This is a genomic window from Paractinoplanes aksuensis, assembly GCF_024137025.1.
GTDB lineage: Bacteria > Actinomycetota > Actinomycetes > Mycobacteriales > Micromonosporaceae > Actinoplanes > Actinoplanes aksuensis.
The window spans coordinates 135556-158238 of sequence record NZ_JAMYJR010000018.1 but is presented as its reverse complement, the minus strand read 5'-3'; the positions used below and the strand labels follow the sequence as shown (position 1 = coordinate 158238).

Here is a 22683-nt window from a genome sequence, read left to right as displayed (position 1 = left end):
CTCTCGTGTATCCGATCCGGCTGACCGACCGCCTCGACGACGACCGGACCCGGGTCGTGCCGATCGGCGCGTCCGGTCCACTGTCGCACGCCGGCGGCGAACTCGGTGCCGAGATTGCCGAGCTGGCCTCGCCGGGCCGACCGGCGGGCACGGTCCAGGAATTTCCCCGCCCGTTGCGGCGCCCGGCCAAGGTGCTGCTGGCGCACGTGGGGGCGGGTGACGAGGCGGGCTGGCGGACGGCCGGCGCCGCCCTCGCGCGGGAACTGCCCGGCGACGAAGAGGCTCAGGTGCTCCTGGGCGGGGCGGCTTCCGTACGCGGGCTGGCCGAAGGCCTGTGGCTGGGCGGCTATCGCTACCGGGATGCCCAGGAGGAGCCCCGGACGGCTGCGGTCGAGCTCGTCACGGGTGACTCCCCGGCGTACGCCGGAGCTCTGCGCCAGGCCGAGGTGGCGGCCCGGGCGACGTGGCTCGCGCGCGACCTCACCAACACCCCGCCCTCGATCAAGAACCCGGACTGGATCGCCGAGGAGGTCAGCGGGGCCGCGGCCAAGCGTCCCGGCACGAGCGTCCGCGTGCGGGCCGGGGCCGAGCTGGCCCGGTTCGGCGGGCTGCGCGCGGTCGGCGGCGGTTCCCGGTTCAAGCCCTGCCTGGTCGAGCTGACCTGGGCCCCGCCCGGGGCGACGACCCACGTGGTGCTGGTCGGCAAGGGCATCACGTTCGACAGCGGCGGCATCTCGATCAAGACCCGCGAGGGCATGAAGCGGATGAAGAACGACATGGCCGGCGCGGCCGCGGTCGCCGCCGCCACCCTCGCCGCGGCCGAGCTCGACCTTTGCGTACGCATCACCGCGCTGCTGCCGCTGGCCGAGAACGCGGTCAGCGGCTCGGCCTACCGCCCCGGCGACGTGATCACCCACTACGACGGCACCACCAGCGAGACCACCAACTCGGACGCCGAGGGCCGGCTCGTGCTGGCCGACGCGCTGGGTTACGCGGCCGAGCTCGATCCCGACGTGGTGATCGACCTGGCCACCCTGACCGGGGCCGCTCCGGTCGCGCTCGGCCCGCGGATCGCCGCGCTCTACAGCGACAGCGACGCGCTCGCCACCGCTCTGCGCGACGCCGGGGCCGAGGCCGGCGAACGGATGTGGCGTATGCCACTCGCCGCCGACTACCGCGAACTGCTGCGCAGCGACGTGGCCGACCGGCACAGCTCGCCGACCCACGGCGGGGGCATGGCCGCGCTGTTCCTGCGCGAGTTCACCGGCCCCTACGCCGACCGCTGGGCCCACCTCGACATCGCCGGTCCGGCCTGGACCGACAGCACAGAGGGCGAGCTGACCCGGGGTGGCACCGGCTGGGGCGTACGGATGCTGCTGCGCTACCTCTCAGCGCTTGACGGCGGCCAGTAGGCCCGCGCCCGAGGGCACCACGGCCGGGATCCACTCCTCGGACTCGCGCACCGCCCGCAGCGTCTCGCGCACGGTCAGCGTGTCCACGTCGCGGGCGGCCGGGTCGCTGATCCGGCCGTTGGCCATGGCCCCGTTGACCAGCAGCACCCCGCCCGGCCGGAGCAGGCGCAGGGCGGCGTCGGCACACGCGCCGAACTCGGTCACGTCGGCGTCGACGAACACCAGGTCGTAGACGCCGTCGGCCAGCCGGGGCAGCACGTCCAGGGCGCGGCCGGTGATGATCCGGGTGCGCGACGGGGCGAAGCCGGCCTCGACGAAGATGCGGCGGGCGATCCGCTGGTGCTCGTTCTCGACGTCGATCGTGGTCAGCACGCCGTCGGCCCGCATGCCGCGCAGCAGCCAGACACCGCTGGACCCGGTGCCGGTGCCGATCTCGACCACCGCCTTGGCGCTGCCGGCCGCCGCGAGCAGGCGCAGCACCGACCCCGAGGCCGGGCTGACACTGTCGAGTCCGAGCTCGAGGGCGAGGCTGCGAGCGGTCGCCAGGACGATGTCCTCGCTGGCGTACGCCTCGGCGAACTGCATGGCCTGGCCCGTCGACGGGCCGAACGGGCGGGCTGACGGGACGATGACGAACCTCCGGGGCACTCGGTGACGACGTGGCAGCGAGCCGCGTACATCGGGTAGAAGACTAGAACGGTGCTCGCCGGGGATGCACCGGGCCGTCTATGCATAAACAGGCCGGGGCAGGGCGTCGTCCGGGATCCGTGTCATCCTGGAGGGGGATCGGGAGGAATTGAGTGGAGGCACCGACGTGACCGACGGCTGGAACGCGCGTCCCGCTCCGCCGCCCGCACCGGGCCAGCCCGTCCCGCCAGGCTCACCCTGGTGGTCCGACGCGCTCGCCGACCCCTGGCGCGACCCGTGGGCGCCGACCGCGGTCGTCCTGCAACCGGCCCGGTCGACCGGTGGCCCGCCGCCCGAGCCGGTGGCCGACCCCGACGCGCCCCGCCGGTCGTACACCCCGATCCTGCTCATCTGTTTGATCACTGCCCTGCTCGCGGGCGGTCTGGGCGGCACGCTGGGCTATGTCTTCGCGGTCCGCGGCGGCGTCGCGACCGGCGGTGGCAGCCAGCTCGGGGCCACCGCCCAAGACCCGCCGGCCGCGGCCAACCGGGCCCCCGACTCGCTGGCCGGCGTGGCCGGAAAGGTGCTCCCGAGCGTGGTCACCGTCCGGGTCACCGGCGCCATCGGCTCCGGCTTCGTGGTCTCCGCGGACGGCTATGTGATCACCAATGACCACGTGGTCGAGGGGGCCGACGACACGATGTCGGTGTCGTTCAGCGACGGCTCCACCGCTCCGGCCAAGCTGGTGGGCCGCGACCCCCAGTCCGACGTCGCTGTGATCAAAGTCGCCAAGAACGGCCTCACCCCGGTCGCGATGGGCGACTCCGAGTCGATCGCCGTCGGTGACCCGGTGCTCGCCTTCGGTTCCCCGCTGGCCCTGGTCAACACGGTGACGGCCGGCATCGTGAGCGCGGTCGACCGCCCCATCGAGGCCGGCGACGCGGGCACTACCCGCTACTACGCGGCGATCCAGACCGACGCCGCGGTCAACCAGGGCAACTCGGGCGGTCCGCTGGTCAACGCGGCCGGTCAGGTCATCGGGGTCAACTCGGTGATCCGCTCGGTCGGCGGCAGCGAGACCGAGGCCGGCAACATCGGCCTGGCCTTCGCCATCCCGATCAACCAGGCCGAACGGGTGGCGATCGACATCATCGACCGCGGCAAGGCCCGCCGTACGGTGATCGGGGCCGAGGTGGCCACCGGCGGCACCAGCACGTCGGGGGCCCGGTTGCGCTCGGTCGAGCCGTCCGGCCCGGCCGGGGCCGCGGGGCTCAAGGCCGGCGACACGGTCACCAAGCTCGACGGGCACCTGCTCGAGGACGGCACCGACCTGATCGCCCTGGTCCGCAAGTACGACCCCGGCACGACGATCCCGGTGGAGTACCGTCGCGGAACGAAGACGCAGACCGCCTCAGTGACGCTGGCCGCCGACTCCAACTGATTGCCGAGCGGATGGCCGCGGGACACCTCGCGTGCGTAGGCTGGGCGCGGGAACCTGGGAGGCCACGTGTTCGAGAATCTGAACTGGTGGGAGATCGGCGCGCTGTTGATGCTGGCGCTGCTCATCTTCGGCGAGCGTCTGCCCAAGGTCATCGGCGACGGCCTGCGGATGCTGCGCGGGCTGCGGGCCATGGCCCAGAACGCGACCACCGACCTCAACCGTGAGCTGGGCACCGACCTGCAGCTGCAAGACCTGCACCCCAAGGCGTTCATCCGCAAACACCTGCTGAGCGAGGAGGACGAGGCGGCGATCCGCCAGCCCCTCCAGAGCCTCATGAACGACGTGAAGCAAGACCTCAACGGCGTGCGCAGCGATCTCTCCGAAGTGGCCGAGGCGGCCGACATCAAAAACAACCGCTCGACGTCGTCCAGCTCCACCGCGGTCGCCCCGACTCAGCGCTTCGACCTCGACGCCACGTAAGTTTTCGTCACCACGTGAAACGGCCCCCGCCCGGAATGGGCGAGGGCCGTACTCGTCTGCGGCTAGCGGCGCGCGTTGACCATGAGACCCAGCGGCTTGCCGACCAGCGACTCCCGGCGGACGGCCAGCTTGTCGGCCACCGCGTCGAGGGCCTTGGCCGCCGGAGCGTCCGGCGCGGCCAGCACGATCGGGTCACCGGCGTCGCCCGCCTCGCGCACCCGGGTGTCGAGCGGGATCTGCCCCAGCAGCGGCACCGAGGCGCCGACCGTGGTGGTCAGCGAGTCGGCCACTTTCTGCCCGCCACCGGCCCCGAAGACCTCCATGCGGGAGCCGTCGGGCAGCTCGAGCCACGACATGTTCTCGACCACGCCGACCAGCCGCTGGTGGGTCTGCATGGCGATCGCGCCGGCCCGCTCGGCCACCTCGGCCGCGGCCGTCTGCGGCGTGGTGACGACCAGGATCTCGGCGTTCGGCAGCAGCTGGGCCAGCGAGATGGCCACGTCGCCCGTGCCCGGGGGCAGGTCGAGCAGCAGCACGTCGAGGTCGCCCCAGTAGACGTCGGCGAGGAACTGCTGCAGGGCCCGGTGGAGCATCGGGCCGCGCCATACGACCGCGGCGTTGCCGGCGGTGAACATGCCGATCGAGATGACCTTCACGCCGTGCGACTGCGGCGGCATGATCATGTCTTCGACGCGGGTCGGGCGGCCCTCGACCCCGAGCATGCGGGGCACCGAGTGGCCGTAGATGTCGGCGTCGATGACCCCGACCGACAACCCGCGCTTGGCCAGGGCCGCGGCCAGGTTGACGGTCACGCTGGACTTGCCGACCCCGCCCTTGCCGCTGGCCACCGCGTACACCCGGGTGCGCGAGCCGGGCTGGGCGAACGGGATGACCGGTTCCGCCGAGGCGCCGCCACCGCGCAGCGTGACCTGCAGGGCCTTGCGCTGTTCCTCGTCCATGACCCCGAAGTCGACGCTGACCGACGTGATGCCGGGGATCGCCGTGAGGGCGGCCGTGATGTCGTTGTTGAGCTTGTCGCGCAGCGGGCAGCCGGCCACGGTGAGCAACAGTTCGACCCGGACCGTGCCCTCGGCGACGGTGAAGCCCTTGACCATGCCGAGGTCGGTGATCGGGCGGCGGATCTCGGGGTCGTCGACGGTGGCCAGAGCGGCCTGGATCGCGTCCTCGACGGTGGAGGCAGGTGCGGACATGTCGCCCATGCTACGTCGGGCGTATCAGTGATCTTCTTCCCACACCTTGCGATCCTCCTCCCACTCCGAGCGGGCTCGCTTCTCCCGCCGGTGGGCGGCTTCGTCCAGCTCATCGGCGAGCCGGGTGAGCTCCGAGCGCAGGAAGTCGCGGGTCGCGACCTCACCCAGCGCGATCCGCAGCGAGGCGATCTCGCGGGTCAGGTATTCGGTGTCGGCCTTCTGCATCGCGGCCCGCCGGCGGTCCTCCTCCATGCCCAGTCGGTCGCGGTCGGTCTGCCGGTTCTGGGCCAGCAGGATCAGCGGCGCGGCGTAGGACGCCTGCAACGACAGGATCAAGGTCAGGAACGTGAACGTGTACGGGTCGAAGCGCCACCCGGCCGGAGCCAGCGTGTTCCAGGCGAACCAGGCGGCGATGACCAGCGTCATCCACACGATGAACTGGGCCGTGCCCATATATCGGGCGATGCCCTCGGACCAGCGGCCGAACGCCTCGGGGTCGAAGCGCGGCAGCCGCACCCGGCCCGGCTCGACGGGCTGGTCGAGACGGTCGGGACGCTCGCGGCGCGGATCGGTCACAGCACGACCTCGTCGTTCTCGGTCAGGTCGCGGTCACGCCAGTCCCGCGGCAGCGAGTGGTCGAGCACGTCGTCGACCGTCACCGCCCCCACCAACCGGCGCGTGGAGTCGACCACCGGCATCGCCACCAGGTCGTACGTCGCCATCCGCTTGGTGATCTCGGCCAGCGAGGTCTCGGGGCGCAACGGCTCGAGGTCGGAGTCGACGAGGCCGCCGAGGATGGAAGCGGGCGGTTCGCGCAGAAGGCGCTGAAAGTGCACCATGCCGAGATACTTTCCCGTCGGCGTGGCCGAGGGAGCGCGAGCCACGAAGACCTGGGCCGCGACCACCGGCGACAGCTCGGGCTCACGGATGCGGGCCAGCGCCTCGGCCACCGTCGAGTCGGGCGTCATGATTACCGGCTCCGACGTCATCACACTGCCCGCCGTACCCGGACGGTATTCCAGCAGTTGACGAACCGGATCGGCCTCGTCCGGCTCCATCAGGTCGAGCAGCACCGACTGCTCGGCCTTGGGCAGCTCGCCGAGCAGGTCGGCCGCGTCGTCCGGGTCCATCCGCTCGAGCACGTCGGCCGCGCGTTCCCGGTCGAGGCGTACGAGAATCTCGACCTGGTCGTGCTCGGGCAGCTCTTCCAGCACGTCGGCCAGCGTGCGGTCACTCAGCGCGGCCGCGACCTCGTTGCGGCGGGCGTCGGGCAGGTCTTGCAGGGCGTTGGCCATGTCGGCCGGCTTCATCTGCTCGAGCAGCGCCAGCAGGTTGGAGGTGCCCTGCGTGTCGGTCGGCCCGATCAGCCCGCGGACCCGCTCGTAGTCGGCCTGGAAGACGTGACCGCGCCGGGCCAGCCGCCCGGTCAGCCCCCGCACGGCGACCCGGGTCACCAGCCACTCGTTGTTGCGGTTCAGATCCATGCCGATGTCGACCACGGTGCTCGGCGTGTCCGGCCCGTCACCGCTCTCGGGCCGGACGGTCACCCGGCGATCGAGCAGATCCTCGACCACCAGCAGCTCGTTCGGCCGCTTCTCGAACCGGCGCAGGTTGAGCACGCCACTGGCCAGCACGACCGCTTCGGCATCCATCGACGTCACCCGCCCGATGGGCAGGAAGATGCGCCGCCGCAGCGCCATCTCGGCCACCAGCCCCACCACCTGCGGCGGCCGGTTCGTCGTCCGCAGACGCACCACGGCGTCCCGGACCCGCCCGACCCGGTCGCCGTTGGGGTCGAACACGGGCAGCCCGGCGAGCCGAGCCAGATAAACCCTCGTCCCCATGGTCACCGGTCCAGCCTAGGTTAGGGTCCGGACATGTCAGGAGTGGCGTACGAGATCGTCGACGTGTTCACCGATCGCCCGTTCGCGGGCAACCCACTCGCCGTGGTCTACGACGCCGCCGACCTGGCCGGTGACCAGATGCATACCCTGGCCCGCGAGTTCAACCTGGCCGAGACCGTTTTCGTGCTCCCGCCGACGGATCCGAAGGCCACCTACCGGGCCCGCATCTTCACCCCCGAGGCCGAGCTGCCGTTCGCCGGCCACCCGAGTGTCGGCGCCGCGGTCACCTCGATGAGGCGCGGCCTGTTTCCCCCGGGAGAGGTGGTCCAGGAGTGCGGCGCGGGCCTCCTGCCGATCACCGTGACCGAATCCGGCTCGGCCACCCTGACCGGCGGAACCCCACGCCTGGGGGAGTCGCTCGACCCGAAGCTCCTGCTGCAGCTGGCGGGCCTACCCGCCGACGCGTACGCCGAGGGCGCACCCCGATGGGCCGGGTGCGGCCTCGATTGGGCCTTCCTTCCCGTACGCCGTGAGGCCCTGACCGACGTGCGGATCGACCAGCCCGCGGCGCAAAGAGCGGGCATCACCGACCTCTGCGTCTTCTCATGGTCGGCCGAAACCTCGGAAGCCCACTCCCGGGTCTTCGTCCCCGGCGGCGCCGTCCCCGAGGACCCCGCCACCGGCTCAGCCGCCCTGGGCCTGGGTGTCTGGCTGGTCGCCGCGGGCCTGCTGCCCTCCGACGGCACCTCGCCCTATCGCGTGCACCAGGGCCTCGAAATGAGACGCCCATCCCTGCTGACCTGCACTGTGACCGCCACCGCAGGCGCCGCCACCTCAGCCACCGTTGCCGGCCATGTGTGCCCCATAGCCAAGGGCGAAATCCACATCCCACCGTTCATCGGCTAGCCCACCGACCAGGCGACCGTTCTACGATTCGCCCATGGCCGATCCGGGGACAATTCGATTCTTCGATGACGACGAAGGCTGGGGCGTCATCGACTCGGAGCAGTGCCCTGGCGGCTGCTGGGCTCATTTCAGCGCCGCCGCGGTCGCCGGCGCCCCCCACTTCACGCCCGGTCAGCCAGTCCTCCTGGAGTGGGAGCCAGCCCACCAGGACGGCTACGCCTACCGAGCAGTGCGCTTCTGGCCCGCCGACAGCGAACCCGTCGACCGCCCCGCCGAATCCGCCCCCAGCGCCGCCTACCGCAGCACCCTGACGCTGACTTTCGATCCCCCGGAACACGCTGATCCCCAGTAACGAAGCCGCCACTGGCGATGTCCCGCGCCGACGACGGCGGAGCACCGACCGCAACAGAGGACAACGTGGGGTTCAAGGGGTTCGCCGCGAGCACGGTGATGACCCATGTTGGGTCAGCGGGAAAACGGGTTATCCACAGCGGTGAGGGAGTTATCCACAGGCTTTCAGCGGCGCTTGACGCGGTGGAGGCGGAACGGGCGGCGGGTTTCGACGCGGGCCGGTGTCTCCCGGGGTTCGGCGGCGCCGGAGTCGGTCGGCAGGTCGGGCGCGGCGACCGGTGGTTTCGTTTCGACCGGGGTCAGGCGGACGACCGCGCAGCCCGAGGCCGCCCAGCGATCGGCCGTCTCGTCGGCCGTGCCCGAGGCGTTCAGGCGCTTGGCCGCCAGCTGCGGGGTGACCTCGGCCCACTCTTCGCTGCCGGGGGCCAAGCGGGTGACGGCGGCCTCGGTGATCACGATGAGGCCGCCGTTGTCGCCGCGCAGGCGGACGGTGGCTCGGGTGGCCTCGGCCAGGCCCGGGGCGAACTGTTCGCCCGGGCCGGTGACCACGAGCAACGTGCCGTCGAGCGGCATCACCCACAGGGCCAGCGGCTGGCCGTCGCCGACGGCGATCCAGGCCAGCGCGGCCTTCTTGAGCGCCTCTTCGAGCACCGCGGAAGTCACCGCGCCATCCTCGCACGCGCCGCCTTACACCGCGGCCCGCTGGCGGGGGTCGGCGATGCGGGAGCGGTCGACCAGGCCGACCAGCTCGGTGAGGGAGCGGACTGTGCGGCCGGCGAAGTTGGTGTCGGCGTCGAAGACCAGGTGGTTGGTCAGGTCGGGGGCGGCCAGCCGGACCGGGGTCATGCCCACGGCGGCGGCGCCGGTCAGTTCGTGGCTGCCGCCGTCGCCCACGTACAGACACTCGTCGGGGGCCACGCCGAGCTGCTCGCACGCCGCGAGGTAGATGCGGGCATCCGGCTTGCAGACTCCCAGGCGTACGGAATAGATCGTGGTGTCGAGCAGCGGAGCGACCGGCAGGCTGGGCAGGAACGCGGGCAGCTCGTGCGTGCAGTCGCTGATCAGCGCGGTGGCCAGGCCCCGGCGCTTGATCGCGTCGAGTGCGCTCACCGCGTCGTCGCGCAGCCTGGTGTCGGCCTTGAGCGCGTCGATCCGGGCCGGGACACCGGCCCGCAGCTGGTCGGTGCGGGGGCGACCACCGGCCTGCTCGATCACGAACCGTAGGGTGGCCTCGGCGGACCCGTAGCGGCCCCGGGCCCGGGCGCGGAACGTGCGGTCGAGCACCCCGTTGACCGCCTCGGGGTCGGCGCCGAGAGATCGGGCGATCTCCGCATGCTGGGGGCCACGCTGGACAGATCGGGTCAACGTGCCGAAAAAATCGAACACGACCGCACGGTATGCGGGCACGGCGAAACGCCTCCCAGGACATAGAGGGGGGTGAAAGGGGCGGGAAACCTCGGTGACTGTAACGACACCATCACTTTCCGTTCAATAGGGGGTCGCAAACTGTGGCGCACCAGTCCGCAAGAAGCGACTGCCGGGGATGAATGAGCGCTCATCGACCCGTTTGCCGACGGTTCTGGCTCTGACCGTCGCCGTCCTCGCGGTCTCGTCGTCGGCCCCGCTGATCGTCTTCGCGGCCGCTCCGGCCCTGGCCATCGCGTTCTGGCGCAATGCGATCGCGGCCGCCGTGCTCACTCCGATCACGTACGGGCCGCGGCGCTCCGAGATCACCGGTGCGTCCCGCCGGGCCAAGGTCTTCGGCGTGCTGGCCGGGGTGGCGCTGGCCGCCCATTTCGCGACCTGGATGCCCAGCGTCCAGCTCGGCTCGGTGGCGACCGCGTCGGCCCTGGTCGCGACCCAACCCGTGTGGCAGGGCCTGATCGCGGCCGCTCAGGGGCGGCGCCTGCCGCTCGCCGGGTGGATCGGCATCGGGCTGGCCGTGGCCGGTGCCGCGTGGGCCACGGGGGCTGACTTCGGTGTCTCGACGCAGGCCGTGTTCGCTGATGTGCTCGCGCTGCTGGGCGGCGTCTTCGCGGCCGTCTACACGGCGCTCGGCGAGCAGGCCCGCACCGAGCTGCGCACGACCACGTACACCTGGATCTGCTACAGCGTCTGTGCGGCGATCCTGCTGGTGGTGTGTCTGGTGGCCGGTCTCGACCTCGGTGGCTACGACAACCGCACCTGGCTGGCGATCCTGGGCCTGGTGGTCGGCGCCCAGCTGCTGGGGCACTCGATGTTCAACTACGCCCTCGAGCACACCTCGGCCACCATGGTCGCCGTCCTGGGCCTGATCGAGGTGCCGGGCGCGGCCTTCCTGGCCTGGGTGTGGCTGGATCAGCAGCCGCGGTTGGCCGCGCTGCCCGGCATCGCCCTGCTCCTGGCCGGGGTCGCCGTCTTCCTGCTCGGCGCCACCCGCGCCTCCCGCCTGGCCGTCGACCCCGCCCTCCCCGACTGACTCCTTCCCATTTGCGCGGTTCGGGGCTTTCGGTCGTTGAGCCAGACGGACGCGCGTCTGGCGGCAGGAGCCGGTGCCGGGTAGAGAGGGGGAATGCGATGCACAAGTCTCGATTCCGGATCATCTGTCTCGCCGTGCTGGCGGCGGTCCTCGTGATCGGTGGCTGTGCCGACTCGGCCGGCGACCAGTCCGCCGACGGTCCCGGCCTGACCGGCGGCTGGAGCACGGCCGGCTGCGAATTCCTGCGCCTGCCCGAGCAGATGGCCGTGGCCGGCGTGGCCATGCCGATCACCCCGGCCAAACTCCAGGCGGCCATGGACCGGATCGACAACGCAGGTCGCGCCGAGTTCAGCGCCAGCTTCGCCGGTCTCGAGGTCGATCAAGAGAACACTCGCGCGATCGTCTACCGCGTTCCGTCGGCCGCCTTCGACGAGTTCATCCGCCGCGCCGCCCAGGACACATGCATCATCGTGCGCGACGCCCCGCGCTCGGCCGTCGATCTCGCCGTCTGGCACGACCGGGTGCTGGCCGACCTCGCCTACTGGACCCACAACGGCATCCGCATCGTCTCGGTCGGCGCCCGCCACGACGGCGCCGGGGTCGAGATCGGCACGCAGGACCTGGCCAAGGCCCGCACCGAGATCCCGGCCCGCTACGGCCCCGACGCCCCGCTGCTGTTCACCCAGGAGGCCCCGGTCCGGCCCCTGACCAACCCGACCGCCACCCCGCGCCACGACTGACCCCTTTTCACCGGTGGGGTCGGCCCTTCGGGCGAAACCATGAGTGAAGGTGGGAATGGCGTCCCTGGGGCTGACCGGGTGGAAACGGGCTGAGAGGATGGCCCGGGGCCTGCGTCACGCCGGCTGCGACGTCCGCCCGGTCTCGCGTACGGGACGGGCCGCGGCCTGCGCCGGCGCCGGGCCGGAGGCCGTACGAGAGGTGGAGGTCCAGGTGGAGGCTGCGGAGCCGCAGGAAGCGCCGGTCACGTTGCGGCTGGACGGCAAGGTTGCCCTGGTCACGGGGGCCGGCAGTCCGGACGGTATCGGTTATGCGACGGCGCGCCGCCTGCGCGACCTCGGGGCGCGGGTGGCGATCGTGTCGACCACCCGGCGCATCCACGAACGGGCGGCCGAGCTGAGCATCACCGGCTTCGTCGCCGACCTCACCGACGAGGCCGAGGTGGGCGCGCTCGCCGACGCCGTCTCCGACCAGCTCGGCGACGTCGAGGTGCTGGTGAACAACGCGGGCCTGACCAGCCGGGCCAGCCCCGAGATCCTGCGGCCGGTCTCTCAGCTCACGTATGACGAGTGGAAGTCCGAGATCGACCGGAACCTCAGCACGGCGTTCCTGTGCAGCCGGGCCTTCCAGGGCGGCATGGCCGAGCAGGGCTGGGGGCGCATCGTCAACCTGGCCGCCACGGCCGGCCCGGTCAACGCGCTGCCGACCGAGGCGGCGTACGCGGCGGCCAAGGCCGGTGTCGTCGGTCTGACCCGCGCGCTGGCGATGGAGCTGGTGGCCGACGGCGTCAACGTCAACTGCGTGGCGCCGGGCACGATCTACACCGCCGCCTCGACCGTGACCGAGATCAAGCAGGGCCTGGGCACCCCGATCGGCCGCCCCGGCACGCCCGACGAGGTCGCGGCCGCTATCGCTTTCCTCTGCTCGCCCGCCGCCTCGTACATCACCGGCCAGATGCTGGTGGTCGATGGCGGCAACAGCGTGCGCGAGGCCGAGTTCCGCTGATCCACGGCTCGTCGCGCGGTCGGCCGGGTGACCGGCCGACCGGCCGACCGGCGCGGGGCTTACGGGCTGGTGCTCGAACTGCCGACCGCGATGACCACGACGACGACGTAGAACGCACAGATCAACGCGTAGATGCTGGTGAAGATGTAGCTGAGCCACAGGCCGGCCGTGGCCAGGCCGTCGCCCTGCTCACCGGTCTGCCGGATCTGCTTCTTGGCGACGTGGCCCATCACGATGCCCGCGGGCGAGAAGACGAACGCGAACACCAGCGACAGGATCGCCATCGTGTTGGTCGTGGCGGGCGGAGCGTAGCCCCCGCCGTAGCCCGGCTGCCCGTACGGCTGCTTGTACGCGTCCTGCCCGTAGGACGACGGCTGCCCGTAGGGCTGCCCGCTCGACGGCTGCGACCCGTACGGCTGCCCGCTGGAGGGCGCACCGTAAGGCTGCCCGTACGGCTGGCCGCTGGACGGCTGCGACCCGTAGGGCTGGCCGCTCGACGGCGGCGGCTCGGGCGTGTAGGGCGTGGTCGGGTCGTACTGCGGCTGCTGCCCGTACGGCTGCTGCGGCTGATATGGATCCGGCGTGCCACCGGGTGGGTAAGTCATCAAGTCCTCCTCGTTCCCCGGGCACCGTACTAGCCGGGGCGCCGAAGAGAACACGATAGGTGTACGTGTCCGCAGGTTGCGATGGTTATGAGACTGTCGTTCTCAGGACAGCTTGGTCAAGCTGCCCACGGCACGCTCGACCGCCAGGCAGCGATCCTCGACGTAGTCGAGGCCCGCTTCTTCGGCGATCTGCCGCGCCTCGGCCGAGAAGATGCCACTCTGCAGCCACACCGCCGGCGCCTTGATCGCGACCGCCTGCCGCACCACCTCGACCGCGTCGTGGGCGGGCCGGAACACGTTGACCAGGTCGACCGGCTCGTCGAGGTCGGCCAGCGTGGGGACGGTTCTGACCCCGAAGACCTCGTCGACGAACGGGTTGATCGGGATGATCCGCCAGCCGTGCCGCAGCATCTGGAGCGGGACCGTGTGGGCCGGCTTGAACGGGTCTCGTGACGCGCCGACCACGGCGATGACGTTCGCCTCGGCCAGGATCTGCTGTGCATCCCTCATGCGATCGACTGTAGTCACAGCAGCGTCAGTTGCCGGTCGTCCCGCACCTCCGTCGGGGTCTCGATCGCGCGGGCCTCGCTGGGCCCGGCCCGATGCAGGCCGTGGCGCCGGGCCGCCATGCGCACCCGGGCGGTGACCTCGCGCTGGTAGACCTGCGGCGTGTAGGAGCCGTTGCCGTAGAGCTCGCGATAGCGCGGCGCCAGCTCGGGGCGGGTGCTGGTCAGCCAGGCGGCATACCACTCGCGGGCGCCGGGCCGCAGGTGCAGCGGGAGCGGGGTCACGCTGGTGGCGCCGGCCGCCGCGATGGCCGCGACCGTCTCGTCGATCGACTCGTCGGAGTCGGTGAGGCCGGGCAGGATCGGCGCCATCAGCACGCCGATGTCGAAGCCGGCATCCGTGAGCCGGCGCACGGCGTCGAGCCGGCGGCGCGGACTGGGCGTGCCCGACTCGACCGCCCGCCAGACCTGCTCGTCGACGAAGCCGACCGAGAACGAGAGACCGACCCGGGTCACCGCGGCGGCCTGGGTCAGCAACTCGAGGTCGCGCAGGATCAGCGTGCCCTTGGTGAGGATCGAGAACGGGTTGGCGTGATCGCGCAGGGCGGCCAGGATCTCGGGCATCAGCCGGTAGCGGCCCTCGGCGCGCTGATAGACGTCGACGTTGGTGCCCATGGCGATCGGGGCGCCCGACCACCGCGGCGCCGCCAGCTCGCGCCGGATCAGCTCGCCCGCGTTGACCTTGACGACGATCTTGCTGTCGAAGTCGTGGCCAGTGTCGAGGTCGAGATAGCTGTGGGTGTGGCGGGCGAAGCAGTTGTGGCTGACCACGCCGTCGGCGACGAAGTCGCCAGTGCCGGTCGAGATGTCGAACAGCGGCAGGGTGAGCCCGAGATCCTCGATGTCGACCACGGCCAGTTGCCGCCCGGCCCGCACCCCGACCCCGGACGCGTCGAGCGGAGCGCCGACGACGCCGGTGAGGTGGCGGAAGCGCAGAGCCGCCCACAGGTCACGGTCGATCTCGACCACGCCCGGACCGCCGCCGCCCCGAACCCGCACCGGGGTGCGGCTGGGCAGGCCGAGATGGGTCAGCGCCTCGGTCACCCGGGCCAGGAACAGCCGGTCGGCGCCGGCGAAGCTGACGGCCAGCCGGTCGGCCTGGCCGACCGAGCCGAACGCGCCGGCCAGGAAGCCGCGATACCAGTCGGAGGTGGGGAGCTCGGGCCAGCGCAGCGCCTCGTGCAGCGGGACGTCTTCGAGATAGCTGTCGGCGCGGGCCCAGGCGTCGCCGCCCCGAGGCGGCTCGCCCCCGCGGACGCCCTCGCCCCGGGCCAGGCCGGCGTCACCCCGGATCAGCCCGCAGAGGTAGCCGGACTGGTAGTCGGGCGACTCTTTGGGTGGCTCGGCGAAGTGGCCGACCCCGAACATCAGGTCGCCCACGGCCAGCGCGGGCTGGTGGGGCTCGGCCGGGCTGACGTGCCGCCAGCCGCGGTCGGTGAGGAACCGGTGGTCGCCGCTGGAGACCAGCCGGGTGCCGTCGGCCAGGGTGACCCGGAACGCGGCCTTCGTGGTCGACCAGTGGTCGAGCACCGTGGTGGCGACGTAGCGGCGGGTGGAACCGGCGCCCATGGTGCCCATGACCGCGTCACCGGGGCGCAGCTCGGCCAGCCGCCGGGTGGCGCCGTCGGGCAGCAGGATCGGCGTGTCGCCCGAGAGGCAGTAGGCGCAGGCGTGGGAGCAGCCCCGATAGGGGTTGATCGTCCACTCGAAGGGCACTCGGGACGCGCCGGGAACCCGGTTGATCAGGCTTTTCGCCTGGATCTCGTAGAACGTCATGCCGGCGAAGCCGGGAGTGTCGAACGTGCGCACCGCGGCGCCGGGCAGCGCCAGCGGCAGGGGTGGTGCCGCCGGCGCTGCCCTGTCGAGGAGCGAGTCGCCGTCGGTCGGGGCCGACAGGTTGGACCATCGCATGGCAGGAATTCGAACACATGTTCGATCCGCTTGTCCAGTCACCTTCCCGCGTGTCGCCGGCGGCTCGCCGAGGGCACGAAAAGGCCCGCGAACCGAACCGGCTCGCGGGCCTTGACGAGGTGAAACGGGCGCGTCAGTGGCTGTGGGCGGCCAGCTGCTGACGGACGTCGTCCATGTCCAGCTTCTCGACCTGCTCGATCAGGTTCTCGAGCGCGGACTCGGGAAGAGCGCCGGGCTGCGAGAAGACGATCACGCCGTCGCGGATCGCCATGATCGTGGGGATCGAGCGGATGTCGAACTTCGCGGCCAGCGCCTGCTCGGCCTCGGTGTCGACCTTGCCGAAGGTGATCTCGGTGTGCTTCTCGGAAGACCGCTCGTAGGTCGGAGCGAAGCGGACGCACGGCCCGCACCAGCTCGCCCAGAAGTCGACCAGGACGATGCCGTCCTTGCCGGTGACCTCGTCGAAGTTCTCAGCGGTCAGCGCAGTCGTCGCCATGATGTCTCCGTCCACGGGAATTTGGCATTCGTGCGGTGAAACCCATAGTTCACCCCAGCCATTCCCGGTGGAACCCCGGACAACACGTGGTCTGGAGCACGAATCGGGACGCGGTGTGGGCCTCGGGCAACTCATCGTAACGATTAGTGAAGAGAGCGCTCACCGTAACGAGCCAAGTTGTAACGCCCGTTTCGTGCCCTGAATCACGACATGGCGGGAGCGGTCGGCCGGTCAGGCGGTTGACCTCGGAGATCCTTCGTACCGTACGTAATAGGAAGGATTGTTAAATGTGAGCTGTGTCACATGCGAGTAACCTTCACGTGGATACGCAGGGTAAGGCAGACTCTGCCGTATCAGAGCGTGGGCGGCGGGTGCCGGGGAGGGCCCCGCCGCTCATTGCGTCCCCCCTCGGTTCTGCGCCCGGTGAGACGGCCCGGGGGCCCGGTTGGGTAGCGTAACCGCCCATGATTGCCGCCGAGGACGAGTCCGCCGAAGTCGGAGTGGGCCCCTGGGCGGGCGAACGGCCCGACGACCCCCGCTACGACCCTGAGCTGCTGGCCGCGGGCGATCGGCGCAACGTCGTCGACCGCTACCGCTACTGGCGCCGTGAGGCCGTCGTCGCCGACCTGGATACCCGCCGGCATGACTTCCATGTGGCCATCGAGAACTGGCAGCACGACTTCAATATCGGCACCGTGGTGCGCAACGCCAACGCCTTCCTCGCGGCCGAGGTGCACATCGTGGGTCAGCGGCGGTGGAATCGGCGCGGCGCCATGGTCACCGACCGTTACCAGCACGTGCGTCACCACCCCACCATCGAGGAGTTCGTGGCCTGGGCCGCCGAGACCGGCGTGCCGGTGATCGGCATCGACAACCTGCCGGGCTCGCGGCCGATGGAGACCGTCACCCTGCCGAAGAGCTGTGTCCTGCTCTTCGGGCAGGAGGGGCCGGGTCTCTCGGCGCCGGCCCGCGCGGCGTGTTCCGAGCTCTTCTCGATCGCCCAGTACGGCTCGACCCGCTCGATCAACGCCGGGGTCGCCAGCGGCATCGCGATGCACGCCTGGATCCGCGCCCACGCCGGGCCCCCGCCCGGGTGAATCTCGCTGATAGGCCCGGGTTCTGCGGATCCGCTTGACGCGGCCTGCCGCGGGCCGCACGGTAGGAGGCGTGGGTGTCACAGTGAGTTGCCCCAGATGCGGTGCACAGGTGCGCAAGCCCGACCTGATGCACACCGACTGGCGCTGCGACAACTGTGGCGAGGTTCCGCCGTTCCACGTCGCGGAACACATCAACGCCGACATCGTCGACAGCATGCTGCGCCGGCAGGCCGGTTCGGCTGAGAAAACACCGTTCTGGTGCCCGTGGCCATTACCCGCCGGATGGATGGTCACCGGCGTCGGCTGGGCGGGTGACGACCGTACGGGTGTACGCGCCACCGCCCTCGCCTGCAGCGGCCCCGATCCGCTCGGCGGCGGCCCGGCCGACGTCGTGCTCATCGCCGAGCAGCCGGGCGTCGGGCTGGGCACCAGATTCGGCGGTATTCCGGGCATCGACCCTGGTCACCTCATTGCCGAGGCGCTCACCGCCGGGAACGGCCACCCTGGACCACACGCCAAGATCCGCGCCGGCGGCCACCCCACTCCACTGTGGTGCGTCAAGTCCCCGGAAGATCGAAGCGCGTACGTGAGTGAGGCGAAAGGAATGTGGCTCTATGCGGTAGCGTGGCCGGCAAGCGCGGGCTACTTCCTCGCGGAGCACGTCGTCCTGCACGACCTCTGTGAGGGCGTTCCGTCCGAGCTTGTGTACGGAGCGCCGTCGCCGTACCTGCAGGGCAAGGCCTAGCCGGGTTGCCGCCTGACTAGCCAAGTTGGCCCCTGACCTGCGGATATGGAATCGGCTTTTCGGCCACATTGTTCACACCGAGCGACGAAGCTGATACCGTCAGTACTGCCGCGGCGCTGACCGTCACCCGCACCCACAGGAGAAGGCCCGCCATGATCAAGAAGGTTCTGACCTGGCTTGGTATCGCGTTCTTGATCTTTTTCATCGCCTTCAACCCCAACTCGGCGGCATCGGTCTTCGAGTCCCTCGGAGGCACGATCGCCGATATTGCCCGGGGCTTCGGCACGTTCTTCACGAACCTGGTCGCTTAGCATCACCACATGGGTGGTCCAGCTGAGCCGAACGAGCCTCGAGGCGAGGGTGCTGGTCGCCCTCGGGACGACGACGAGAATTTCGGGTTCAACGACCCGGCGTTCGATGAGGACCCGGAGTACGCGCGGCGGCGTCGCGCCTATGCGGACGGTCCCGGCTTCTCACCCGATGCGGGCTACTCGCCCGACGCCGGCTATTCCGAGAGCGCCGGTTACGGCCGCAGCACCGCCTATCGCGACGACGACGTCGGCGACGAGTACGAAGCTCCCGTCTTCACCGAGGAAGAGCTCGTGGGCCTGGGCCCCGAGGGCGGTGGCGGCCCGCGCCGGGTGCTGCCCCTCGAGGACGAACCGACCACACTGGTCGCCCGCTATCTCTTCCCCACCGAGCGTTACCGCGGCGAGTGGAAGAGACACTGGATCCACCTCTCCACGCCGCTCGGCATCGGCGCCGGCGCCACCCTGGCCCTGGGCTACCTGGCCGGCTTCCTGACCCGGCAAGACATCAACGGCCTGGTCACGGTGGCCGTCCTGATCTGGCTCGGCGTGATCAGCTGGGTCGCCTGGAAAGTCTTCGACTGGTACTTCGACCGGTTCATCCTGACCAACAAGCGGGTCATGGTCGTCAACGGCATCATCACCCGCCGCGTGGCAATGATGCCCCTGCTCCGGGTCACCGACATGAAGTACGAGCAGTCCGCGCTCGGCCGCCTGCTGAGCTACGGCACGTTCGTCCTCGAGTCGGCCGGTCAGGACCAGGCGTTGCGCGAGGTCAAGCACCTGCCCAACCCGAACGAGCTCTACCTGCGCGTGGTCGAGGAGATGTACGAGCCCCAGGCGGTCGAGGCCCGCCTCGGCAAGGACACCGACGGCGACGACGCCTGACAACCTGTGACGAAGGGATCGTGCCGGGGGTGCGGCCGGTTGTGGCCCGAGGCCGGTAACGTTTTGCGGTGACCCGAATCGACCTGCACTGCCACTCCACGGCCAGCGACGGCACGCTCACCCCCGCCGAGCTGGTCCGCGCCGGTGCGGCGGCCGGGCTCGACGTCATGGCGATCACCGACCACGACACCACCGGCGGGTGGCCGGCGGCGGCCGAGGCGCGGCCCGACGGGCTGCGGCTGGTGCGCGGGGCCGAGCTGTCCTGTCGCTGGCTGGGGGCCGAGCAGTGGCCGATCGCGCTGCACATGCTGGCCTACCTGTTCGACCCGGCCGAGCCACGCCTGGCCGCTGACCTGGCCCGCATGCGGGTCGACCGGGAGCAGCGGGCCGAGAAGATCGTGTCCAAGCTGGCCGCCGACGGGGTGCCGATCACCTGGGCCGAGGTGCACGGGTACGCCGCGGGCGGGTCGGTCGGGCGGCCGCACATCGCCCAGGCGCTGATCCGGGCCGGGCTCGTGCGCACCACCAACGAGGCGTTCGCGTCGCGGTGGCTGGGGGCCCGTTACTTCGTACCGAAATCAGATCTTGATGTTTTCGAGGCCGTGCGAGCGGTGCGGGCGGCGGGTGGCGTGACCGTTTTCGCCCACCCGCGAGCGACGGTGCGGGGGCGGGTCGTGCCCGACGAGCTGATCATCCAGCTGGCCGACGCCGGGTTGTTCGGGCTCGAGGCCGACCATGAGGATCACTCACCGGCCGAACGGGCCCACGTGCGGGCGCTCGCCGGCGATCTCGGTCTGGTGGTCACAGGCTCGTCCGACTTCCACGGCACCCACAAGACCGTGCAGCTCGGCGACTATCTGACCGACCCCGAGGCGTACGAGAAGATCGTCTCGGCCGCGACCGGGGTGCCCGTGCTGGGGTGACGCTGGCCGCATCGAACTGCGTCGAGGCGGGCCCGGCACCTACCGTGATCGGGTGAATCTGAAGCTGCTCGGCGAAGTCTTCGTGACCTTGCTGGTGATCGTCGACCCGCCCGGCATGGTGCCGGTCTTCCTGGCCCTGACCGGGACGATGGACGGGCGGGCCCGGATGAAGGCGGGCACCCAGGCCGTCCTGCTCGCCCTCGGGGTGATCGTCGGCTTCGCCGTGGCCGGGCAGACCCTGCTCGACTATCTGCACGTTGAGCTGCCGGCGCTGCAGGGGGCGGGCGGTCTGCTGCTCATCCTGGTCGCGTTGCAGCTGCTCACGGGCAAGGCCGACGAGCCGTCGGAACAGGGCGGGACCAGCAACGTCGCCCTGGTGCCGATCGGCACGCCGCTGCTGGCCGGGCCGGGCGCGATCGTGGCCACCATGCTCTTCGTGCGCCGGGCCGAGGGGGTCGACGAATACCTGGTCATCGGCATCGGCATCCTGCTGGTCATGCTGACCGTGTGGCTGGTGCTGCGCTTCTCGGGCGGCATCGTCAAGCTGCTGCGACCGGCCGGCATCGAGGTGCTCACGCGGATCGCGGGTCTGCTGCTGGCGGCCATCGCCGTGCAGCTGATCGCGGACGCTATCGACGCCTTCGTCCAGCTTTACATCGCCCAGGGCTGACGGAATTTCTGTCGTACCCGGCTGGCAGGATTGTCCCGTGCCCTCCACCAGACCCCGCAACGCGGTTCCCGAGCAGCTCGGTTTCGCCGGCATGCCCGAGCGGCTCTTCGTGTGCACGCCGAGCAAGCTCGGGGCGTTCGCCGACTGTGCCCGGCGCTATCGCTACTCCTACGTCGACCGGCCCACCCCGGCCAAGGGTCCGCCGTGGGCGCACAACTCGCTGGGCGCGAGTGTCCACACCGCCCTCAAGAACTGGTACGGCGTGCCCGCCGACAGCCGCGATCCCGAGGCCCTGCCCAAACTGCTCAAGGCCACGTGGGTACGCGAGGGCTACCGCGACGTCGACCAGGAGCGCACGGCCTACCGCGCAGCCTTGCGCTGGCTCGAGACCTATGTGAACGGCCTCGACCCGGCCGACGAGCCGCTGGGCGTCGAGCGGGTCGTCGCCACCAAGACGGCGGTGCTGGCCTTCAACGGCCGGGCCGACCGCATCGACTCGCGGCGTGGTCCCGACGGGCCCGAGGCCGTGATCGTCGACTACAAGACCGGCCGGTCCGGGCTCGACGCCGATGACGCGCGCGGGTCGCAGGCGTTGGCCCTTTACGCGTACGCGGCCCAGCGCGTCTTCCGGCGGCCGAGTTACCGGGTCGAGCTGCACCACCTGCCGACCGCCACCGTCGTCACCCATGAGCACACCGAGGAGTCGCTGGCCCGCCAGGTCAGCCGGGCCGAGGACACGGCGCGCGACATCATGGCCGCCGAAAAGGCCGTGGCCGCGGGGGCGGACCCCGATGTGGAGTTCCCGACGAGTCCGGGGGCGCTCTGCTCGTGGTGCGACTTCCGCAAAACCTGCCCGGCCGGCCAAGAGGTCCCCGCCAAAGACCCGTGGACCGCGGTGGAACACCTGACGCCCACGGCCTGACTTTCAGCGCGGCGGCTTGCCGTGGCGCGACTTCGCGCGGCGCGGCATGGCGTGACTTTGCGTGGCGTGACTTTGCGTGGCGTGGCGCGGCTTCGCGCGGCGCGGCGGGCGTCGGGCGTGGCTCGGCCGCTGGGGCGTCGTCTCTGTCGGCGCGGGCCGGGCGGCTAGTTGTCGGTGACGCCGGCTCGGGTCAGGGCGGCCTGGCGCATCGGGGCGGTGCGGTAGCGGCTGGGCAGCGTGTTGAGCACGGTGGTCAACAGCAGGCGCATGCCGCGTACCGAAAGGTCGGCGGTGACGTCGGTGGTGGGCCAGCCCAGGCCGCCGTAGAGGCGCCGGGCCCACGGCGGGAGCAGCCCGATCGCGGTGCCGGCGACGCCGAGGTAAGCCCAGCGGGGCGGGCCCAGCGTGAGGCCCAGGCGCAGCGCGCGGTTGCCGAAGAAGTCGGGCACCGGGGGCACGGTCAGGAAGGCGGCCGTCTCTGCGCCCTCCTTGGTGAGTGACAAGCCGGGGCGCATGGCTTCGTAGTAGGCCGCCACCTCGGCGGCCGTGGCGGGCACCGTCGACGGGTCGAGACCGACCAGCTCGGCTGCCTTGAGCTGCTCGGTGTAGTACTGGTCGACCTCGGCCGGGGTCAGCTTCAGCCCGGCTCGGGTTGCTGTGGTCAGGAACGACTCGACCTCGGCCACGTGGACCCAGCGCAGCAGGTCGGGTTCGTCGATGCGGAAGGTCTCGCCGGTGCGAGGGTCGGTGCCGGTCATGCGCGAGTGCAGGCGGCGCAGGCGGCTCGAGGCCAGCTCGACCTCTTTGGTGGTGCCGTAGATGACGGTGCCGACGTAGTCCGAGGTGCGGTTGAGGCGGCCCCACGGGTCGGCGCGATAGCCCGAGTTCTGGGCCACGCCCGCGACGGCTCGCGGGTGCAGGGCCTGCAGGTAGAGGGACCGAAGGCCACCGAGCAGGAGGATCGGTTCCCGGTGGAGCTTCCAGGTGACCGAATCCGGCCCGAACAACCCGACGTCGACGCTCATGCCTTCCACAGTGCCACGCAATGCCGCGAAAGTTGAACTCGTTCAGTTTCATTT

26 protein-coding genes are annotated in these 22683 nt (G+C 71.0%); 15 read left to right on the top strand and 11 right to left on the bottom strand.

Translation table 11 applies throughout. The annotated features are described in order from the left end of the window. Positions 1-5 precede the first annotated feature (5 nt). Positions 6-1412, top strand: coding sequence for a leucyl aminopeptidase family protein (locus tag M1L60_RS18230; protein WP_253238623.1), 1407 nt, complete (start codon positions 6-8; stop codon positions 1410-1412). Here the strand turns inward: M1L60_RS18230 and M1L60_RS18225 are convergent. After that, a complete protein-coding gene (locus tag M1L60_RS18225; protein WP_253238686.1) occupies positions 1389-1997 on the bottom strand; it encodes an O-methyltransferase in 609 nt (202 codons plus the stop codon). The two genes, M1L60_RS18230 and M1L60_RS18225, sit on opposite strands and share 24 nt — an antisense overlap. 229 nt (positions 1998-2226) lie before the next feature. Here M1L60_RS18225 and M1L60_RS18220 point away from each other — a divergent pair, with 229 nt between their 5' ends. Both M1L60_RS18220 and M1L60_RS18215 read left to right on the top strand, forming a co-directional pair. After that, positions 2227-3480: a S1C family serine protease gene (locus tag M1L60_RS18220; protein WP_253238622.1), complete on the top strand. Its 1254-nt coding sequence runs from the start codon at positions 2227-2229 to the stop codon at positions 3478-3480. Between the two features lie 66 nt (positions 3481-3546). Next, a complete protein-coding gene (locus M1L60_RS18215; protein WP_253238621.1) occupies positions 3547-3960 on the top strand; it encodes a twin-arginine translocase TatA/TatE family subunit in 414 nt (137 codons plus the stop codon). 62 nt (positions 3961-4022) lie between these two features. Here the strand turns inward: M1L60_RS18215 and M1L60_RS18210 are convergent, their stop codons facing one another. The 3 genes from M1L60_RS18210 to M1L60_RS18200 are packed head-to-tail and all read right to left on the bottom strand — an operon-like array spanning position 4023 to position 7021. Then, the gene (locus M1L60_RS18210) at positions 4023-5171 is read right to left on the bottom strand and encodes an Mrp/NBP35 family ATP-binding protein (protein ID WP_253238620.1); all 1149 of its coding nucleotides are present in this window, start codon (positions 5169-5171) and stop codon (positions 4023-4025) included. Between the two features lie 24 nt (positions 5172-5195). Beyond that, positions 5196-5747, bottom strand: a complete 552-nt coding sequence (locus tag M1L60_RS18205; protein ID WP_253238619.1) for a DUF1003 domain-containing protein — start codon at positions 5745-5747, stop codon at positions 5196-5198. After that, positions 5744-7021: a magnesium transporter MgtE N-terminal domain-containing protein gene (locus tag M1L60_RS18200; protein ID WP_253238618.1), complete on the bottom strand. Its 1278-nt coding sequence runs from the start codon at positions 7019-7021 to the stop codon at positions 5744-5746. The genes M1L60_RS18205 and M1L60_RS18200 overlap by 4 nt, the downstream gene beginning before the upstream one ends. A 27-nt stretch (positions 7022-7048) precedes the next feature. Here M1L60_RS18200 and M1L60_RS18195 point away from each other — a divergent pair, with 27 nt between their 5' ends. Together M1L60_RS18195 and M1L60_RS18190 are read left to right on the top strand one after the other, a co-directional pair. Next, positions 7049-7921, top strand: a complete 873-nt coding sequence (locus M1L60_RS18195; protein ID WP_253238617.1) for a PhzF family phenazine biosynthesis protein — start codon at positions 7049-7051, stop codon at positions 7919-7921. 34 nt (positions 7922-7955) lie between these two features. Beyond that, on the top strand, positions 7956-8273 hold the full coding sequence (locus M1L60_RS18190; protein ID WP_253238616.1) for a cold-shock protein: 318 nt from the start codon (positions 7956-7958) through the stop codon (positions 8271-8273). A 164-nt stretch (positions 8274-8437) separates the two neighbouring features. Here the strand turns inward: M1L60_RS18190 and M1L60_RS18185 are convergent, their stop codons facing one another. Further along, entirely contained in the window at positions 8438-8935 is a 498-nt protein-coding gene (locus M1L60_RS18185) for a hypothetical protein (protein WP_253238615.1), read from the bottom strand. A 24-nt stretch (positions 8936-8959) separates the two neighbouring features. Further along, positions 8960-9679: an HAD family hydrolase gene (locus M1L60_RS18180; protein WP_253238614.1), complete on the bottom strand. Its 720-nt coding sequence runs from the start codon at positions 9677-9679 to the stop codon at positions 8960-8962. A 127-nt stretch (positions 9680-9806) separates the two neighbouring features. On the opposite strand from M1L60_RS18180, the gene M1L60_RS18175 reads away from it, so the two are divergent. From M1L60_RS18175 to M1L60_RS18165, 3 genes are all read left to right on the top strand, one after another. After that, a complete protein-coding gene (locus tag M1L60_RS18175) occupies positions 9807-10730 on the top strand; it encodes a DMT family transporter (protein WP_438862129.1) in 924 nt (307 codons plus the stop codon). A gap of 98 nt (positions 10731-10828) precedes the next feature. Beyond that, a complete protein-coding gene (locus M1L60_RS18170; protein WP_253238612.1) occupies positions 10829-11470 on the top strand; it encodes a hypothetical protein in 642 nt (213 codons plus the stop codon). A gap of 97 nt (positions 11471-11567) precedes the next feature. Next, positions 11568-12473: an SDR family NAD(P)-dependent oxidoreductase gene (locus M1L60_RS18165; protein WP_253238685.1), complete on the top strand. Its 906-nt coding sequence runs from the start codon at positions 11568-11570 to the stop codon at positions 12471-12473. Between the two features lie 59 nt (positions 12474-12532). Here the strand turns inward: M1L60_RS18165 and M1L60_RS18160 are convergent, their stop codons facing one another. The 4 genes from M1L60_RS18160 to trxA all read right to left on the bottom strand — a co-directional run bounded on the left by M1L60_RS18160 (position 12533) and on the right by trxA (position 16051). Continuing rightward, a complete protein-coding gene (locus M1L60_RS18160; protein WP_253238611.1) occupies positions 12533-13078 on the bottom strand; it encodes a DUF4190 domain-containing protein in 546 nt (181 codons plus the stop codon). 102 nt (positions 13079-13180) lie between these two features. Beyond that, entirely contained in the window at positions 13181-13588 is a 408-nt protein-coding gene (locus M1L60_RS18155) for a CoA-binding protein (RefSeq protein WP_253238610.1), read from the bottom strand. A 14-nt stretch (positions 13589-13602) separates the two neighbouring features. Further along, a complete protein-coding gene (locus M1L60_RS18150; RefSeq protein ID WP_253238609.1) occupies positions 13603-15555 on the bottom strand; it encodes an intein-containing Rv2578c family radical SAM protein in 1953 nt (650 codons plus the stop codon). Between the two features lie 133 nt (positions 15556-15688). Continuing rightward, positions 15689-16051: a thioredoxin gene (gene trxA / locus M1L60_RS18145; RefSeq protein WP_221378546.1), complete on the bottom strand. Its 363-nt coding sequence runs from the start codon at positions 16049-16051 to the stop codon at positions 15689-15691. A gap of 464 nt (positions 16052-16515) precedes the next feature. On the opposite strand from trxA, the gene M1L60_RS18140 reads away from it, so the two are divergent. The 7 genes from M1L60_RS18140 to M1L60_RS18110 all read left to right on the top strand — a co-directional run bounded on the left by M1L60_RS18140 (position 16516) and on the right by M1L60_RS18110 (position 21604). Continuing rightward, complete coding sequence (locus M1L60_RS18140) at positions 16516-17148, top strand: TrmH family RNA methyltransferase (protein ID WP_253238608.1); 633 nt, start codon at positions 16516-16518, stop codon at positions 17146-17148. 70 nt (positions 17149-17218) lie between these two features. Beyond that, positions 17219-17893, top strand: a complete 675-nt coding sequence (locus tag M1L60_RS18135) for a DUF6758 family protein (RefSeq protein ID WP_308208505.1) — start codon at positions 17219-17221, stop codon at positions 17891-17893. A gap of 152 nt (positions 17894-18045) precedes the next feature. Next, positions 18046-18204: a hypothetical protein gene (locus M1L60_RS18130; RefSeq protein WP_166661190.1), complete on the top strand. Its 159-nt coding sequence runs from the start codon at positions 18046-18048 to the stop codon at positions 18202-18204. A gap of 9 nt (positions 18205-18213) precedes the next feature. After that, positions 18214-19089 (top strand): PH domain-containing protein, encoded by an 876-nt coding sequence (locus M1L60_RS18125; RefSeq protein WP_253238607.1) that lies wholly within the window; start codon positions 18214-18216, stop codon positions 19087-19089. Positions 19090-19157: 68 nt separating this feature from the next. Continuing rightward, on the top strand, positions 19158-20012 hold the full coding sequence (locus M1L60_RS18120; protein ID WP_253238606.1) for a PHP domain-containing protein: 855 nt from the start codon (positions 19158-19160) through the stop codon (positions 20010-20012). 52 nt (positions 20013-20064) lie between these two features. Beyond that, a complete protein-coding gene (locus tag M1L60_RS18115; RefSeq protein ID WP_253238605.1) occupies positions 20065-20682 on the top strand; it encodes a MarC family protein in 618 nt (205 codons plus the stop codon). A gap of 91 nt (positions 20683-20773) precedes the next feature. Next, on the top strand, positions 20774-21604 hold the full coding sequence (locus M1L60_RS18110; RefSeq protein WP_253238683.1) for a RecB family exonuclease: 831 nt from the start codon (positions 20774-20776) through the stop codon (positions 21602-21604). A 164-nt stretch (positions 21605-21768) separates the two neighbouring features. On the opposite strand, the gene M1L60_RS18105 is transcribed toward M1L60_RS18110, so the two are convergent. Further along, positions 21769-22629: an oxygenase MpaB family protein gene (locus M1L60_RS18105; protein WP_253238604.1), complete on the bottom strand. Its 861-nt coding sequence runs from the start codon at positions 22627-22629 to the stop codon at positions 21769-21771. Between the last annotated feature and the right edge of the window lie 54 nt (positions 22630-22683).